Raw genomic sequence first — 14,636 nt, 5'->3', positions numbered from 1 at the left:
ACAGGGTCGATCAACCCTATCGATGACAACCCACGCACAAGATCGCTTGAACTGGAGCCTCCCGACATGCACACGACAGTCCGCAAGGCCATCATCCCCGCCGCCGGTTTTGGAACACGGATGCTGCCGGCAACCAAGAGCGTTCCCAAGGAGTTGCTGCCCATCGTCGATCGGCCAATCCTCGACTATATCGTCGCGGAGGCCTTCGCATCCGGGATAGAGCACATCGTCATCGTCACCGGGCGGATGAAGGGTGCGATCGAAGACTATTTTGATCACGCCTTTGAAATCGACGTCTGCCTGCGCAATGCCGGCAAGCATGCCTTGGCAGAGCGTATGGCCCAGAGCACACCGGCCACTGGCAGCATTTCCTTCGTCCGCCAGCAGCAGGCGCGCGGCCTGGGACACGCGGTATGGACGGCGCGCCAGGTGATCGGTGACGAGCCCTTTGCCGTCCTGCTGCCCGACATGCTGATGGTTGATCACGTACCATGCCTGACATCGATGATGGACCTCCATGACCGTCATGGGGGCAACGTGGTCGCGGTGGAAAGATGCGCGCCAGAAGAGGCCCACAAATTCGGTATCGTGTCCCTCAAGCCGACGGGTGACGGACCGGTTGTGACGGGTCTTGTGGAAAAGCCGGCGCCGGGCACAGCGCCGAGCAACCTGTTCATTTCCGGACGTTACATCCTTCAGCCGGAAATCTTTGATCTGCTGGAAAAGCAGTCTCCTGGCGCCGGTGGCGAAATCCAGCTGACCGATGCCATGATCGCGCTGATGGGCGAGCAGACGATCAGGCCGTTCGAGTTCCGTGGCCGCACCTTCGATTGCGGAACGCCCGCCGGGTTCGTGAATGCCAACCTGCACATGGCAATGGCCCGCGCCGACCTTGCCCCTTACGTCAATCTGGAGATCGAAGCCCTCACCGCTTCACGCAGCGCGCACGCCTGAACACTACACCCGAACCAGATCGCGTCAGAGCGATCACGCGATCTGGTTTGATCTTCGCATTCAGGACCAGTGCCCGCTTAGCGAGCCTGCGCGAGCGGCGAACCAGCCCCGCAGGTTAGACTTGCGGCCGACCGCCGCCGTCAAAAGCCGTATTCACGGATAGGCTCGGAAAAATTCAAATCACACATGCGTTGTCCCATTCTCCTTGGGGACACGCGCGATGCGGCCGTTCAGCTCTGCCAGCCGCCTGGCGAAGCCGAGATTGTCCGGCTGGCACGTCATAGCGTCCAAAAGCAAGGTCCGTGCGGCCGCGAGTTCGCCGTCGCGAATGTGGCGGTTGGCCCGATGGTAGAGAAAGTTCGCCCGCTCCACCGAAGAGAAAGCCGAGCCGAAATGCGCATGAAATTGGTCTGCCCAGCCCCGATGGCGGGCGATCGCCGTGACAGCGATCTGATAGGGGCGCATCGGCGCCGTCACCCGGGCAGCCCGGGCCAGAGCGCGCAGACCGGGACGGTCGTCTTCGCGGCAGGCCTCGATCAGCGACAGTGCGCGCGCCGTCCCGGTGAAGGCCCGAACGGTGCCATGACCGGTCATGTGAACCGGCACAAGATGGGTCTTGTTCTGCAGGGCAGCGATGCGAACCGCGTGGCTGTGATCGACAGCATGGAACGGATCGAAGAAGAGATAGGCGCGGCCGGCTGCGTGATCCGGGGCGATCCCCATACCGGCGTGGAGGCCGGCCGAGAAATGGCGTGCAAACCGGCCGTCGAAAGGAACGGCCTTCGGATCGATCGAGACCTGCGGGCAAAAAGCGATGGCAACATTGGCGTTGAACCGCCGCCTGTAGCGCAACGCCGCATAGCCGCCTTGCGAGTGCCCGTAGAGGACACGCTCCGGTGCAGCGTGAAGGATAGGCGCTGCCGCCTCGACAGCCTTGACGATGCTCGCCGCCGGAAACCAGTTTGGCCGGCGGCTGATGAAGCCAAGCACCGAAATGTCAGCTTTATCGCAAAACCGCTGTCCCCAATACCGGCTGCCGTTCGCCTTCATTTCCATCTCGTTAAAGGTGATAAGAAGATACGGAGATGAGCCTGGCCGATGTATCACCTCCAGGTTATCATCTGAGAAGACGCGCATACATTCACCCAGCAATCAACAATCAACAATATACTTCAAATATTGAAATATACACCCTAGAATACAGTATGATAAAACTCAGATCTAAAATCAACACAGGATTTATACATAAGACTGATGGCAAAAAATATGCGCCTCGCTCAGCAGTCAAAGCGCAACACGTCTTGCTTCGGATTCAGCCGCAGCAGTTCGGGATCTCCGGGGTGTGCTGCGTGGATTTGCGCCGCACGCCTCGCCGCCGGACAGGTGTTTCACGGCCCCTTGCGTGTTTGGGGATGCGCTTTCCCGCTTCGACCGCTCAAACGCGAGCTACAGCAAGCCCCAACGCTTGCCGGCTGAGGTCATCGCACACGCGGTTTGGCGGCTGCCCTCACCTGAGCGGCCACGGTCGCACGGTTTGCCACGCCGTTGAAACGCCCCAAGAAACCGCGCCAAGAAACCGCGCCACGAGGTGCCGTCTATCCTTTCGGAGAAAATTGTACGTTAGCGGCACCGGCGCTTTATCGGCAAAACTCACCCCATCGCCGACATGAACGCCGGGACTTGTTGTTCGAAAAACTTCGAGAACGAGGCGATGCGTGGCGGCAGCGCCTGATATGGAGGATAGTAGAGCGTCAACCACAAGGGTGGCGGCGACCAGTCGTTTAGGACGTGGACGAGCCTTCCGGTCCGCAGATGTTCGGCCACATGGAACTTCGGCAACATGGCAACGCCAACCCCGTCGGCCGCCATGCTTGCCAGCAGTTCGCCACTGTTGGCGCTGAAGGCGCGGCCGGCTGAGATGCTGGCGCTTCCACTCCCGTCCGACAGCGTCCAGTGCTCCCGTTTGCTTTGGCCGCTATAGGCAAGGCAATCGTCAGGGTTCAGTGCGTTCGGATGCGTCATGTCGGAAAAACGGCTCCCCGGTGCTGCGACGAGAATACGGTCAACGATGCTGATCTTGCGCCAGATCGTGAACTTGTCGGAGGGTTCTGCGGAAATGCGGATTGCCAGATCATAATCGTCTTCGATGATGTTCACGAGCCCGTCCGCCAGCGAGATTTCGAAGCTGATCTTCGGATGACTGTCCCTGAATGCAGAGAGAATGGGTGGCAAGACCTGCTGGCCGAACCAGGTCGGCGCACTGATCCGCAGCCGGCCATGATCCGCCTTGTGGGTGTTCATCGCGTCTTTGCGCGCATCGTCGATCGCTTTCACCGCCGGTTGGACCTGGGCAGCAAAGATCGCACCGTCCGTTGTCAACGACACCTGACGCGTGGTTCGCACAAAGAGTTGCACGCCAAGGTCCTCCTCCAGGGCGGCAATCGCCCGCGTAACGGCTGCGGGCGTCATGTTCAACTCACGCGCGACCTGCGCGAAGTTCCGCTTTTCGGCGGCCAGCAGAAAGGTTCGAAGGGCCTTGTAGTCGTTCATTATTATTTCATCCTGAGCAATTCATTGGCAATTATTATTGCAATTGTGACGTCGTATCAATCGGCATAATTTCCAATCACAGCAGAAACGAAATCAGCCGCGGAAGGCAAACATCATGATCAAGGATATCAAGGGACTGCATCACATCACGTCGATGGCATCGGATGCGCGCCAGAACAACACGTTCTTCACGGACACTCTTGGCCTGCGCCGTGTGAAGAAGACCGTGAACTTCGACGACCCCAACGTCTACCACCTTTACTACGGCGATGAGGCAGGAACGCCCGGCACCGTGATGACCTATTTCCCATTCCCCGATGTGATGCGCGGCCGCAAAGGCGTTGGCGAAGTCAGCGAAACGCAGTTCGCAATTCCCAAAGGCTCCCTCACCTTCTGGCAGGACCGCCTGTCGTCAAACGCAGCCGGCAACCTGCAAGCCGACACCGTCTTTGGTGCCGACCGCCTGCGGTTCAGCGGCCCGGACGGCGAAGGATTTGCCTTGATCGAAGCGCAAAACGATGGCCGCAAGGCCTGGATTGGCGGCGGCATCGACGAAAGTGCCGGGATCCGGGGTTTTTCAGGGGCCACGTTTCGGCTGCATGATATCGCTGCCACGTCCGAACTGCTCGCGTTCATGGGCTACCAGCGCACCGAGACCGATGGTACTGTCACCCGCTTCGTCATGCCCGGCGGCAATGGTGCGGACGTCATCGATCTCGAGGCCCTCCCGAAGGTTCCTTTCGCAAGGCAGGGCGCAGGGTCGGTGCATCACATCGCGTTTGCAGTCGAGAACCGCGCCAAGCAGCTCGAAGTGCGCAAGGCCCTGATGGATACCGGTTACCAGGTCACTCCTGTCATCGACCGTGACTATTTCTGGGCCATCTACTTCCGGACACCTGGCGGCGTGCTGTTTGAAATCGCCACGAACGAACCCGGTTTTAACCGCGACGAAGACACAGCGCACCTCGGCGAGGTCCTGAAACTGCCGGCCCGATACGAGCCGTATCGTGACCAGATCGAGGCCGGGCTGACGCCGCTCGCTGCCTGAGGTCACTTTCCAACAATAGGGCGGCATAACGTGCAAGACCTGCCGCCCCCACTCCTTCATTGCCTGTCTTCAATCCAATCAAAGGAAACACGAGATGTCCAACAAGCTTCAGGTCCTGACCCCGCAGAACAGCCAGATCATCTTCATCGACCAGCAGCCACAGATGGCCTTCGGCGTTCAGTCGATCGACCGCCAGGTTTTGAAGAACAACGTCGTCGGTCTTGCCAAGGCCGCGAAGATCTTCAACATCCCGACCACAATCACCACGGTCGAGACGGATAGTTTCTCGGGCAACACCTTCCCGGAATTGCTGGCTGTCGTTCCCAGCAACGACATCCTCGAGCGCACCTCGATGAACTCGTGGGATGACCAGAACGTTCGCGATGCGCTTGCCAAGCACGCAGCAGACGGCCGCAAGAAGATCGTCGTTGCAGGCCTTTGGACCGAGGTGTGCAACACGACCTTTGCGCTCTCCTGCATGCACGACACCGACTACGAAATCTATATGGTTGCGGATGCCTCCGGCGGCACGTCTGTCGATGCGCACAAATATGCGATGGACCGCATGGTGCAGGCGGGTGTGGTTCCGGTCACCTGGCAGCAGGTTCTGCTCGAATGGCAGCGCGACTGGGCACGCAAGGAAACCTATGATGCAGTCACCGCGCTGGTGAAGGAACATTCCGGCGCTTACGGCATGGGTATCGATTACGCGGTCACCCACGTCCACGGCGGTTCTGAGCGCGTCAGCCACGGCAAGCGCATCGGCCCGAACCCGGCCGCCATCTGATCTGAAGATGCCCTGCCCGGAACACCGGGTGGGGCAACCTTTTTGACAAGGAACCTCCAGATGAAAATTTACCTTCTCTCCGTTGCAGTCGGCCTTCTCGTCGGGATCATCTACGGGCTTCTCAACGTTCGCTCACCCGCTCCGCCCGTCATCGCGCTGGTCGGCCTGCTGGGTATTCTACTCGGCGAGCAGATCGTGCCTCTGGCAAAGACCCTCTGGAACCGCGAACCAGCTGCCATTTCCTGGCTTCACCAGGTCAAGCCTCACGTGTTCGGTCACCTCCCGAAGGGCGGCGTGAAGGCGGTTGCAGCAACCACCTCCCCCGAAGATCCGACCTCGAGGAAAATCTGATGGCGACGCGCCGCACATTCTTAGGCGCTGCATCGAGCCTCGCCTTTTCAAATCTGTTTTCAACGGCCAATGCCGCCGATCCAATCTCGACCGGAGCCGCTTCCATGCACGCAGACATCGTCTTTCACAACGGACTGGTCACGACGCTTGATCGCGCAAATCCGAACGCCACTGCAGTCGCCGTCAAAGACGGCCTGTTCCTGGAGGTGGGGACCGACCGCGACGTCATGGCGCTTGCCGGGCCGGACACGAAAATCATCGACCTCAAGGGCAAACGCGTCCTGCCTGGCCTGATAGACAACCACACCCACGTCGTGCGCGGCGGTCTCAACTTCAACATGGAACTTCGCTGGGATGGCGTCCGCTCGCTCGCCGATGCGATGGACATGCTGAAGCGGCAGGTCGCGATCACGCCCGCACCGCAGTGGGTTCGTGTGGTCGGCGGCTTTACCGAGCACCAGTTTGCTGAAAAACGCCTGCCGACGATCGACGAGATCAATGCCATAGCGCCCGACACTCCGGTCTTCCTGCTCCACCTTTATGACCGGGCGCTTTTGAATGGCGCCGCCCTTCGCGCCGTCGGTTATACCAGGGAAACGCCAAACCCGCCGGGTGGTGAAATTACCCGTGATGCGAACGGCAATCCGACGGGCCTTCTCTTGGCCAAGCCGAATGCTGGCATCCTCTATTCGACTCTGTCCAAAGGACCCAAGCTCCCGTTCGAATACCAGGTCAATTCCACCCGGCACTTCATGCGCGAACTCAACCGGCTGGGCATCACCGGCGTGATCGACGCGGGCGGCGGCTTCCAGAACTACCCGGACGACTATGCGGTCATTCAGAAGCTTTCCGACGAGGATCAGCTGACGGTGCGCCTCGCCTACAATCTCTTCACGCAGAAACCGAAGGAAGAAAAGCAGGACTTCCTCAACTGGACGCAGTCGGTCAAATACAAGCAGGGCAACGACTACTTCCGGCACAACGGTGCTGGCGAAATGCTGGTCTTTTCGGCCGCAGACTTCGAGGATTTCCGTCAGCCAAGGCCCGAGATGGCGCCTGAGATGGAAGGAGAACTCGAGGAGGTGGTTCGCGTGCTTGCCGAAAACCGCTGGCCCTGGCGGATGCACGCCACCTACGACGAGACCATCTCCCGTTCGCTCGACGTGTTCGAGAAGGTCAACAAGGATATCCCGCTCGACGGTCTCAACTGGTTCTTCGATCATGCCGAAACCATCTCGGACCGCTCGATCGACCGGATCGCGGCGCTCGGCGGCGGCATCGCCACACAGCACCGCATGGCCTATCAGGGCGAGTATTTTGTCGAGCGTTACGGTCATGGTGTGGCTGAAGCCACGCCGCCAATCGCGCGCATGCTTGAAAAGGGCGTCAACGTCTCCGCAGGTACGGATGCGACACGTGTCGCCTCTTACAATCCGTGGGTTTCCCTTGCCTGGATGGTGACCGGAAAGACGGTTGGTGGCATGCAGCTCTATCCGCGCGCCAACTGCCTCGACCGCGAAACGGCGCTGCGCATGTGGACGGAAAAAGTCACCTGGTTCTCCAACGAGGAAGGCAAGAAGGGCCGCATCGAAAAGGGCCAGTTCGCTGACCTGATGGTGCCGGACAGGGATTTCTTCGCCTGCGCAGAAGACGAGATTTCGTTCCTGTCCTCGCAGTTGACCATGATCGGCGGCAAGATCGTCTACGGTGCCGGGGATTTCAAGGCACTTGACGAGAACGACGTCCCCCCCGCCATGCCGGACTGGTCACCCGTGCGCACCTTTGGCGGCTATGCCGCTTGGGGGGAACCCCAGGGGGCGGGATTGAATTCGCTGCGCCGCACGGCGATTGCCACATGCGGATGTGCCAGCGCCTGCGGTGTCCACAGCCACGACCACGCCAGCGCCTGGACATCGACGCTGCCGATCGGCGATCTCAAAGGCTTTTTTGGCGCGCTCGGATGCTCGTGCTGGGCGGTCTAGAGCCGACTTTACTGATATTGGACAGGCAGCAGAATTCGGCTGCCCGTCCAACATCAAAAAATCGCCTCCGTCAAAAGCGGCCTCGTTTAATGTTGCGAAAATCGCAATTAAATCTGGATTTTTAATGCAATTGTTGGCGTTGTGAATCCCGGTCACAATCCGCGCATCAAACCACTCGAAGCCAGTCAAGCCATACGGCTCAGATCGCAGGAGCAAAGATGACCAACCACCCTCTCCCCCTGAACCGCGGGCGCGTGTTTCTAACAGAACTCGTTGCTGCGCCCGCCACGCGGACTGTGGCGCTTCTCGCCCTTTGTGCAGCCTATATTCAGGGGCCGCTGACAAAGATCGTCGACTTCACCGGCGCGATGGCCGAGATGGACCATTTCGGTCTTCATCCAACCGCCTTCTTTGCCATTGCGGTCATTGTGTTCGAACTTACAGCCTCGGCGATGGTAGTCTCCGGCATCGGCCGCTGGGCAGGGGCACTTGCGCTTGCCGGCTTTACACTTCTGGCAACCTTTATTGCACTGCGCTTTTGGGAGTTGCCGCCCGGCATGGACCGGATGATGGCAACCAACGCCTTTTTCGAACATCTCGGCCTTGCTGGTGCCTTCGTTATTGTCGCAGCGATCGACCTCACCAAGGGAGCAGGCAAATGAGTGCCGCAAAGTCGTCGGGCGGCAGTTTCGCGCCGCTCCGCCAGCCTGTCTTCGCTGTCCTTTGGGCGGCAACGGTGCTCGGCAATACCGGTAGCTTCATGCGCGACGTGGCCAGTTCGTGGTTGATGACCGATCTTTCGGCCGCCCCGGCGGCCGTCGCCATGGTTCAAGCGGCGGGCACCCTGCCGATCTTCCTTCTGGCGATCCCGGCGGGCGTCCTCTCGGATATTCTTGACCGTCGCAAGTTCCTGATCGCCATCCAGCTCCTGCTCGCAAGCGTCAGCATATCGCTGATGACACTATCCTACATGGGTATGCTTTCGGTCAGCGCATTGATCGGGTTGACGTTTCTGGGCGGCATTGGAGCGGCCCTGATGGGGCCGACATGGCAGGCGATCGTGCCGGAGCTGGTACCGCGTGAGGACGTGAAGGGGGCGGTCGCCTTGAATTCCCTCGGCATCAATATCGCGCGTTCGATCGGCCCTGCGGTGGGCGGCCTGCTGCTGGCTGCTTTCGGCGCAGCCGTTACCTACGGTGCAGATGTTGCCAGCTACATTCTGGTCATCGCGGCGCTGGTCTGGTGGCCGCGTGCCAAAAATGCCGATGATGCATTGTCGGAGAATTTTTTCGGCGCGTTCCGGGCTGGACTGCGATACACCCGCGCCAGCAAACCGCTGCATGTCGTGCTTTTGCGGGCTGCGATCTTCTTTGCCTTTGCAAGCGCGGTCTGGGCGCTTCTTCCGCTCGTTGCCCGTCAGCTCCTGGGCGGGGATGCAAGCTTTTACGGACTGCTGCTTGGCTCGGTTGGTGCGGGCGCCATCGGTGGCGCGCTGATCATGCCCAAACTCCGGCAGCGGTTCGATTCTGACGGGCTGCTTCTGGGCTCGGCTATCGTGACTGCCGTTGTCATGGCTTTGTTATCGCAGGCGCCGCCGCAGTGGCTGGCAGTTGTTATCCTTCTATTCCTCGGCGCGTCGTGGATCACTGCGCTGACCACCCTCAACGGTGCAGCGCAAGCTGTCCTGCCGAATTGGGTCCGTGGCCGTGGTCTTGCCGTCTATCTGACCGTTTTTAACGGCGCGATGACAGCGGGCAGCCTTGGATGGGGTGCAATCGGCGAAGCTGTGGGCGTACCCAGTACTTTGCTGATCGGAGCAGCCGGACTGCTTGTCGCAGGTTTCATCATGCACCGGATCAAGCTTCCGTCCGGCGAGGCCGATCTGGTGTCGTCCAATCATTGGCCGGAGCCCCTCCTCGCCGAACCGGTGGCAAACGACCGTGGACCTGTGTTGATCCTGATCGACTACCATGTGGAGAAGCACAACCGGACGAAGTTCCTGCATGCCCTCAACGACATGTCATCCGAGCGACGGCGCGATGGCGCCTACGGTTGGGGTGTTACCGAGGATTCCGCCGATCCTGAAAAGATCACCGAGTGGTTCATGGTCGAATCCTGGGCAGAACACCTGCGGCAGCATAAGCGGGTCTCGCATGCAGATGCCGACCTGCAGAGCAAAGTCCTGGCTTTTCACAGCGGCGCAGAAAAACCCGTCGTTCGGCACCTTTTGTCGATCAACAAGCCCGGCAAGGCAAACTGAACCGAAAAGCCCCAAGAGCAGAGAATTGCGAATTTCGCAATTGAATAGAGACTTTTATTGCAATTACTTGGTAGATACGGCCGGTTTAATATCACTGCACAGACAGACGCTTACCGCAACGACCTCATTCAACCTGGCAGGAGCCGCCATGACTGAAAAGACCTTTTCGATCAGCCGACGCAACACGCTTCGTGCCGGCGCAATCCTTGCCGCTGGCATCGCACTTCCCATCCGTTCCACCTTCGCTGCAACCGCCACACAGGCACATACAGGAGACAACACCATGGGCTTCGTCACCACCACAGACGGCACCGAAATCTTTTATAAGGACTGGGGTCCGAAGGATGCGCAACCGATCGTGTTCCATCACGGCTGGCCGCTCTCATCCGACGACTGGGATGCGCAGATGCTGTTTTTCCTGGCCAAGGGCTATCGCGTCGTTGCCCACGACCGCCGCGGGCACGGCCGTTCGGCGCAGGTGTCCGATGGTCACGACATGGACCATTACGCCGCCGATGCCTTTGCTGTCGTCGAGGCGCTCGACCTGAAGAATGCCGTCCATATCGGGCACTCGACAGGCGGCGGCGAGGTTGCACGCTATGTTGCCAAGCACGGCGAACCGGCAGGCCGCGTCGCCAAGGCTGTCCTCGTCTCAGCCGTACCGCCTTTGATGCTGAAGACCGCCGCCAATCCTGAAGGGCTGCCGATCGAGGTCTTCGATGGTTTCCGTTCAGCGCTTGCCGCCAACCGGGCGCAGTTCTTTCGCGATGTTCCAGCCGGGCCATTCTACGGCTTCAACCGCGACGATGCCACGGTACTGGAAGGCGTTATCCAGAATTGGTGGCGTCAGGGCATGATGGGCAGCGCCAAGGCACATTACGATGGCATCAAGGCATTTTCGGAAACCGACCAGACCGAAGACCTGAAGGCGATCAGCGTGCCGGTGCTGGTGCTGCATGGTGAAGACGACCAGATCGTGCCGATCGCAGACGCTGCGCACAAGGCCATCAAGCTGTTGAAAAACGGCACGATGAAAACCTACCCCGGCTTCGCGCATGGCATGCTGACAGTCAATGCCGATGTTTTGAACGCTGATCTGCTCGCTTTCGTCAAAGCCTGAGCTGGCAGCCCGGATGCGGCAGTCATCCCGCCGCGTCCGGGAATTGTTTCGGCCCAAGCGTCAATCCCAAACAAGACACCGACACGGCGCGTCTGGAGGGGGACGATGGCCGGTAGACGCGTCGGTGATCGCGACGGCGCCGGACTGATCGCCCCAGGCGCGTTTCAATGCCGGTTGCGCAAGCGCCATTCGGCTGGCGTCATTCCTGCAGCCTTTGAAAAAAATTCAACGAATGCGCCCGTGTCCAGAAAACCGCATGCTCCAGCCACCCCGGCGATGTTTTCATCGGTCTTGATCAATACAGACCGCGCCCTCGTCATCCGGTTTGATGAAAGCCATTCTTCCACCGACTGCCCAGTCGTCTTCCTGAAACCGGTCATCAGCGCATCCGTAGAAAGCCCGCTCGCATCGGCGATCTCATCGAGATGCACGTCGCGTGACAAATTTGCAGCCATGTACGCCTTGACGCGCTTTTCCTGAGTGGCAGATAGCCGGCCAGAAGCCGGGAGGCGCTGAATTGGCGACCGCCCGTAGCGATGCGCGAGATGCGCGTTGAACGCCAGCCCGATATGCGGAAGCAGCGTATCCCGCACCTCGTCCGGCATATCGAACATTGGTATAAGAGCTGCACCAAGATTGCGGATAACCTGATCGTCAATCCCGCGGCAGGTTGCAAGATTATCGACCAGCGGCTCGCCTGCTTCGTCCGTAAGCTCGGCAAGATGCGCGCTCGGGATATGGAACGCCAGCGCTTCGAAACGCCCGCGAACCGAAATTGCGGCGCCATCCTTCAGATTGATCAGGCAGGTCGAGCCCTTGGGATACCTCTTCAATGGTGCGGCGGGCCTATCGGGCCAGACGTCGAAATGATCGACATCGACGAGATACAGCGTGACCAGAAACGCGTCGTCGGGCGACAGGAAGACCGGGGCGGCGCCGTCTTCGTAAAAGCGATCAAGGTAGACGACGGAAAGCGCGGCGTCGCCAAGCGGCCTGATCAGCAGTGCCTTTGATGCTTCAACCCCGAAACTCGCCGCAATTCTGTCACTGGCTGCCAAATCTTCACTCACATCTGCCTGGAGCATCTGAACGGGGAATTGCACGTGAACCCTTCAGATCTGCTTATTGGTGGTTTCTATATCGCATAAGACTGTCTATCTTGTAGAAAAGCATCCTCTTCGACGCGCACCGGCAGATTGCGAGAGGACTGCACCGAATGCTTGAACAACACGATGGCCAACGTCATGGCCTTCCGTCCCCAATGTGAAGGTTGCGTCATGGTCCATGTTTCCGACAGTAAAGCCCGACCTTCCCCTCCACAGGTGACAGATGGGTTTGGGTGCCCTTTGAAGCAACTGTCAATCGACCAAAGCCTGACCGCATCGGATATTGGGATTTTCCGCAAAGGAACGACCATCACGCCGCTCAGCCAGGTCAAGACACCCGCCAGCGATCGCGGTTTTGTCGTTGGCGTTTCCTTGCTCGGCGGGCACACGCGCCGCATTTTCCACCAACATCATGCAACGTCCCACGACTTCACCGAGAACTCGATCTATATCCGCGATCTCTCGGAAAACTACAAAGCGGATCTCAGCAGTGGTTTCGACTTCCTGCTTTTCGAGCTTCCGGATGCATCGCTCAACAAGTTCGCTGAAGACGCGGAACTCTCAGGCGTATCATCGCTGTCAGTGCAAGCCGCCTCAAAGGATATCGTGCTTGCCAATCTTGCGCGCGCGTTGATCCCGGCACTGGAAAGACCGGAGGAAGCCAGCGCGCTGTTCGTCGACCAGATGACGACGGCCATCGGCACCTATTTGGTCCAGCGCTACGGCGGACGCCCGCCGGTCGCCAAAAGCCGAACCCGCGTCCTGTCACGCGCGCATGAAAAACTGGCGAAAGGCATTTTTTCCGACAACCTCGAAGGCGACATCTTGATCTCGGATGTCGCTGAGGCCTGCAACCTGTCACGTGGCTACTTTATTCGCGCCTTTCGCGAAACGACAGGGATGACGCCATATCAATGGCTTCTCAGCGAACGAATAAATCGCGCCCGGGAATTGCTTTTAACCTCGAATGCGCCGCTTGCCGAGATCGCCATCGTGTGCGGTTTTGCCGATCAGAGCCATTTCACCCGGGTTTTCTCCAGCATCGTTGGAACCACGCCGGGGACCTGGCGCCGCAGCTCGTAATCGGCGACTTGCCGCCAACCCCGCCTTCACCGCGAACCCGGCATTCAATCGATCAACGGCGTCAACTCTACCTTGCCCATCACTTCCAGCGTGGATTGGAGCAACATCTGCGCGCCCGAAACGCGATGTCCGGGTTCGACATACTCGGCCTTGTTGTGGCTCAAACTATCTCTGCAAGGCACAAAAATCATGGCGGCGGGTGCAATGCGCGGCACGCGCTATCCGCTCGTAGTGATGATCTTCAAACTGCGTCTGGGCGACACAGGCGGACCGATGCCAATTCTCAATCGCCTGAAGCCTTGGGGAAAGCCAATCTACAACGACGAAAAGAGACTATCGAACGGTCCTTCGCCGACGCCAAGCAGCTTCATGGCCACCGCTATGCCAAGTACCGAACTCTGATCCGCGTCGCATGCTAGTGCCTCATGGCCGCCGCCGCCCAGAACATCAAGAAGATCGCCGTGCTCCTGACCAAGGCGCATCAACCGAGGCCCGCATGAAATGAAAAAGCCATTCGAAACACCGTATTCGCACGGCATTCAAATCGAAAAAATACCAACAAAAACAAAACCCGGCCAAAAATGACCGGGTTTGTCAGCAAGCCGAGCCCACCAGTGTGGGCCTTTTAGCGTCGTGTTTGGAACTGAAATTTAAGCTGTAATGTGTTCCTGAAGGCTTTCCGCCCATGCCCGAGCACAGGCAACGCAAAGCCCGTTGAGCGCTGTTTTAAACGGGTCACGTTCATGGTCAAACCCTTTGGCATTTTCGTCCTCAATTCGCGAACAGATCCCATGACGGCTTTTGAATCTTCTCAATAACAAGCTCGATTTCGTAGCAGCCGAATGCGTGAGTATGGGGATCGAGGTCGTAGTTGTACCAACGATCGTTATCACAAAGATGGCGGACACGGTAGCCGTTCGGGTCGAGGGCCTCCTCGAAAATCGCGAGCAGCTTTGACGGCGTAAGAAATCTCTTGTGATCTGGATTGTAGACCGAGGGTGGAAACTTGCGCTTTTCGTAGAGATATTGATGCGGCGCGAAACAGACGATGAACCCGCCGACCTTCAGCGCGCGATACCAATCCCTGACCGCCGATTGCACGTACCAAATGTGTTCGATGCAGTGGCTCGATGAAACCACATCAACGCTGCCATCTTCGAACGGTAGGCGGGTTCCGTCGTAACCCGGATAGTCCATGTCAACGCCAATAGCGTGAGGAACTACGGTCCTTTCCTCGGGATTGTCGCTACCTTTGAACCCGAGGTCAAGAACAACATCACCACTGTAGTATTTGTCGAAAAAACCACTCTCTACACGATGCTTATATGATTTGCGCACCTCCGCGCCGCCACTGTCGTAATCAAGCGGAAATGATTTCTCTCCGGTCATTTGGTC

The 14,636-nt window shown here is 58.9% G+C and carries 13 protein-coding genes and 2 pseudogenes; 10 read left to right on the top strand and 5 right to left on the bottom strand.

Annotation, left to right across the window (positions count from 1 at the left end; genetic code table 11):
• The first annotated feature begins 66 nt into the window (after positions 1-66).
• Complete coding sequence (locus R6X40_RS18015; protein ID WP_318415173.1) at positions 67-954, top strand: UTP--glucose-1-phosphate uridylyltransferase; 888 nt, start codon at positions 67-69, stop codon at positions 952-954.
• A gap of 180 nt (positions 955-1,134) precedes the next feature.
• Here R6X40_RS18015 and R6X40_RS18010 read toward each other — a convergent pair whose 3' ends face one another.
• The gene (locus tag R6X40_RS18010) at positions 1,135-2,091 is read right to left on the bottom strand and encodes a hypothetical protein (RefSeq protein WP_318415172.1); all 957 of its coding nucleotides are present in this window, start codon (positions 2,089-2,091) and stop codon (positions 1,135-1,137) included.
• Between the two features lie 513 nt (positions 2,092-2,604).
• Entirely contained in the window at positions 2,605-3,504 is a 900-nt protein-coding gene (locus R6X40_RS18005) for a LysR family transcriptional regulator (RefSeq protein ID WP_318415171.1), read from the bottom strand.
• A 115-nt stretch (positions 3,505-3,619) separates the two neighbouring features.
• Between R6X40_RS18005 and R6X40_RS18000 the strand changes: the two genes are divergently transcribed.
• From R6X40_RS18000 to R6X40_RS17970, 7 genes are all read left to right on the top strand, one after another.
• Entirely contained in the window at positions 3,620-4,552 is a 933-nt protein-coding gene (locus R6X40_RS18000; protein WP_318415170.1) for a ring-cleaving dioxygenase, read from the top strand.
• A 94-nt stretch (positions 4,553-4,646) separates the two neighbouring features.
• A complete protein-coding gene (locus R6X40_RS17995; protein ID WP_318415169.1) occupies positions 4,647-5,339 on the top strand; it encodes a hydrolase in 693 nt (230 codons plus the stop codon).
• A 60-nt stretch (positions 5,340-5,399) separates the two neighbouring features.
• On the top strand, positions 5,400-5,690 hold the full coding sequence (locus tag R6X40_RS17990) for a XapX domain-containing protein (RefSeq protein WP_318415168.1): 291 nt from the start codon (positions 5,400-5,402) through the stop codon (positions 5,688-5,690).
• Positions 5,690-7,672 (top strand): amidohydrolase, encoded by a 1,983-nt coding sequence (locus R6X40_RS17985; RefSeq protein WP_318415167.1) that lies wholly within the window; start codon positions 5,690-5,692, stop codon positions 7,670-7,672. The genes R6X40_RS17990 and R6X40_RS17985 overlap by 1 nt, the downstream gene beginning before the upstream one ends.
• A 218-nt stretch (positions 7,673-7,890) precedes the next feature.
• A complete protein-coding gene (locus R6X40_RS17980) occupies positions 7,891-8,334 on the top strand; it encodes a DoxX family protein (RefSeq protein WP_318415166.1) in 444 nt (147 codons plus the stop codon).
• A complete protein-coding gene (locus R6X40_RS17975; protein WP_318415165.1) occupies positions 8,331-9,932 on the top strand; it encodes an MFS transporter in 1,602 nt (533 codons plus the stop codon). The genes R6X40_RS17980 and R6X40_RS17975 overlap by 4 nt, the downstream gene beginning before the upstream one ends.
• Positions 9,933-10,215: 283 nt before the next feature.
• Entirely contained in the window at positions 10,216-11,052 is an 837-nt protein-coding gene (locus R6X40_RS17970; RefSeq protein ID WP_318415306.1) for an alpha/beta hydrolase, read from the top strand.
• A 164-nt stretch (positions 11,053-11,216) separates the two neighbouring features.
• Here the strand turns inward: R6X40_RS17970 and R6X40_RS17965 are convergent, their stop codons facing one another.
• A complete protein-coding gene (locus tag R6X40_RS17965; RefSeq protein ID WP_318415164.1) occupies positions 11,217-12,110 on the bottom strand; it encodes an AraC family transcriptional regulator in 894 nt (297 codons plus the stop codon).
• A gap of 297 nt (positions 12,111-12,407) precedes the next feature.
• Here R6X40_RS17965 and R6X40_RS17960 point away from each other — a divergent pair, with 297 nt between their 5' ends.
• Positions 12,408-13,241 (top strand): AraC family transcriptional regulator, encoded by an 834-nt coding sequence (locus R6X40_RS17960; protein WP_318415305.1) that lies wholly within the window; start codon positions 12,408-12,410, stop codon positions 13,239-13,241.
• A gap of 44 nt (positions 13,242-13,285) precedes the next feature.
• On the opposite strand, the pseudogene R6X40_RS17955 reads toward R6X40_RS17960, so the two are convergent.
• Positions 13,286-13,456: pseudogene (locus R6X40_RS17955) on the bottom strand (Zn-dependent hydrolase); the annotation flags it as partial.
• Positions 13,457-13,529: 73 nt separating this feature from the next.
• Between R6X40_RS17955 and R6X40_RS17945 the strand changes: the two are divergent.
• Positions 13,530-13,741: pseudogene (locus tag R6X40_RS17945) on the top strand (transposase); the annotation flags it as partial.
• A gap of 271 nt (positions 13,742-14,012) precedes the next feature.
• On the opposite strand, the gene R6X40_RS17940 reads toward R6X40_RS17945, so the two are convergent.
• A complete protein-coding gene (locus tag R6X40_RS17940; protein ID WP_318415163.1) occupies positions 14,013-14,630 on the bottom strand; it encodes a class I SAM-dependent methyltransferase in 618 nt (205 codons plus the stop codon).
• Between the last annotated feature and the right edge of the window lie 6 nt (positions 14,631-14,636).

Origin of the sequence: Rhizobium sp. PL01, assembly GCF_033447125.1 — a bacterium.
Classification (GTDB): domain Bacteria; phylum Pseudomonadota; class Alphaproteobacteria; order Rhizobiales; family Rhizobiaceae; genus Pararhizobium.
Note: the sequence above shows the minus strand (reverse complement) of the source record. Positions and strands in the feature narration are given on the sequence as shown.

What these genes read in the sequence shown, in the direction of transcription:
- R6X40_RS18010 (WP_318415172.1), bottom strand. Translation starts at nt 2,091, where the DNA reads ATGCGCGTCTTCTCAGATGATAACCTGGAGGTGATACATCGGCCAGGC.
- R6X40_RS17985 (WP_318415167.1), top strand. Translation starts at nt 5,690, where the DNA reads ATGGCGACGCGCCGCACATTCTTAGGCGCTGCATCGAGCCTCGCCTTT.
- R6X40_RS18005 (WP_318415171.1), bottom strand. Translation starts at nt 3,504, where the DNA reads ATGAACGACTACAAGGCCCTTCGAACCTTTCTGCTGGCCGCCGAAAAG.
- R6X40_RS17970 (WP_318415306.1), top strand. Translation starts at nt 10,216, where the DNA reads ATGGGCTTCGTCACCACCACAGACGGCACCGAAATCTTTTATAAGGAC.
- R6X40_RS18000 (WP_318415170.1), top strand. Translation starts at nt 3,620, where the DNA reads ATGATCAAGGATATCAAGGGACTGCATCACATCACGTCGATGGCATCG.
- R6X40_RS17940 (WP_318415163.1), bottom strand. Translation starts at nt 14,630, where the DNA reads ATGACCGGAGAGAAATCATTTCCGCTTGATTACGACAGTGGCGGCGCG.
- R6X40_RS17980 (WP_318415166.1), top strand. Translation starts at nt 7,891, where the DNA reads ATGACCAACCACCCTCTCCCCCTGAACCGCGGGCGCGTGTTTCTAACA.
- R6X40_RS18015 (WP_318415173.1), top strand. Translation starts at nt 67, where the DNA reads ATGCACACGACAGTCCGCAAGGCCATCATCCCCGCCGCCGGTTTTGGA.
- R6X40_RS17975 (WP_318415165.1), top strand. Translation starts at nt 8,331, where the DNA reads ATGAGTGCCGCAAAGTCGTCGGGCGGCAGTTTCGCGCCGCTCCGCCAG.
- R6X40_RS17990 (WP_318415168.1), top strand. Translation starts at nt 5,400, where the DNA reads ATGAAAATTTACCTTCTCTCCGTTGCAGTCGGCCTTCTCGTCGGGATC.
- R6X40_RS17995 (WP_318415169.1), top strand. Translation starts at nt 4,647, where the DNA reads ATGTCCAACAAGCTTCAGGTCCTGACCCCGCAGAACAGCCAGATCATC.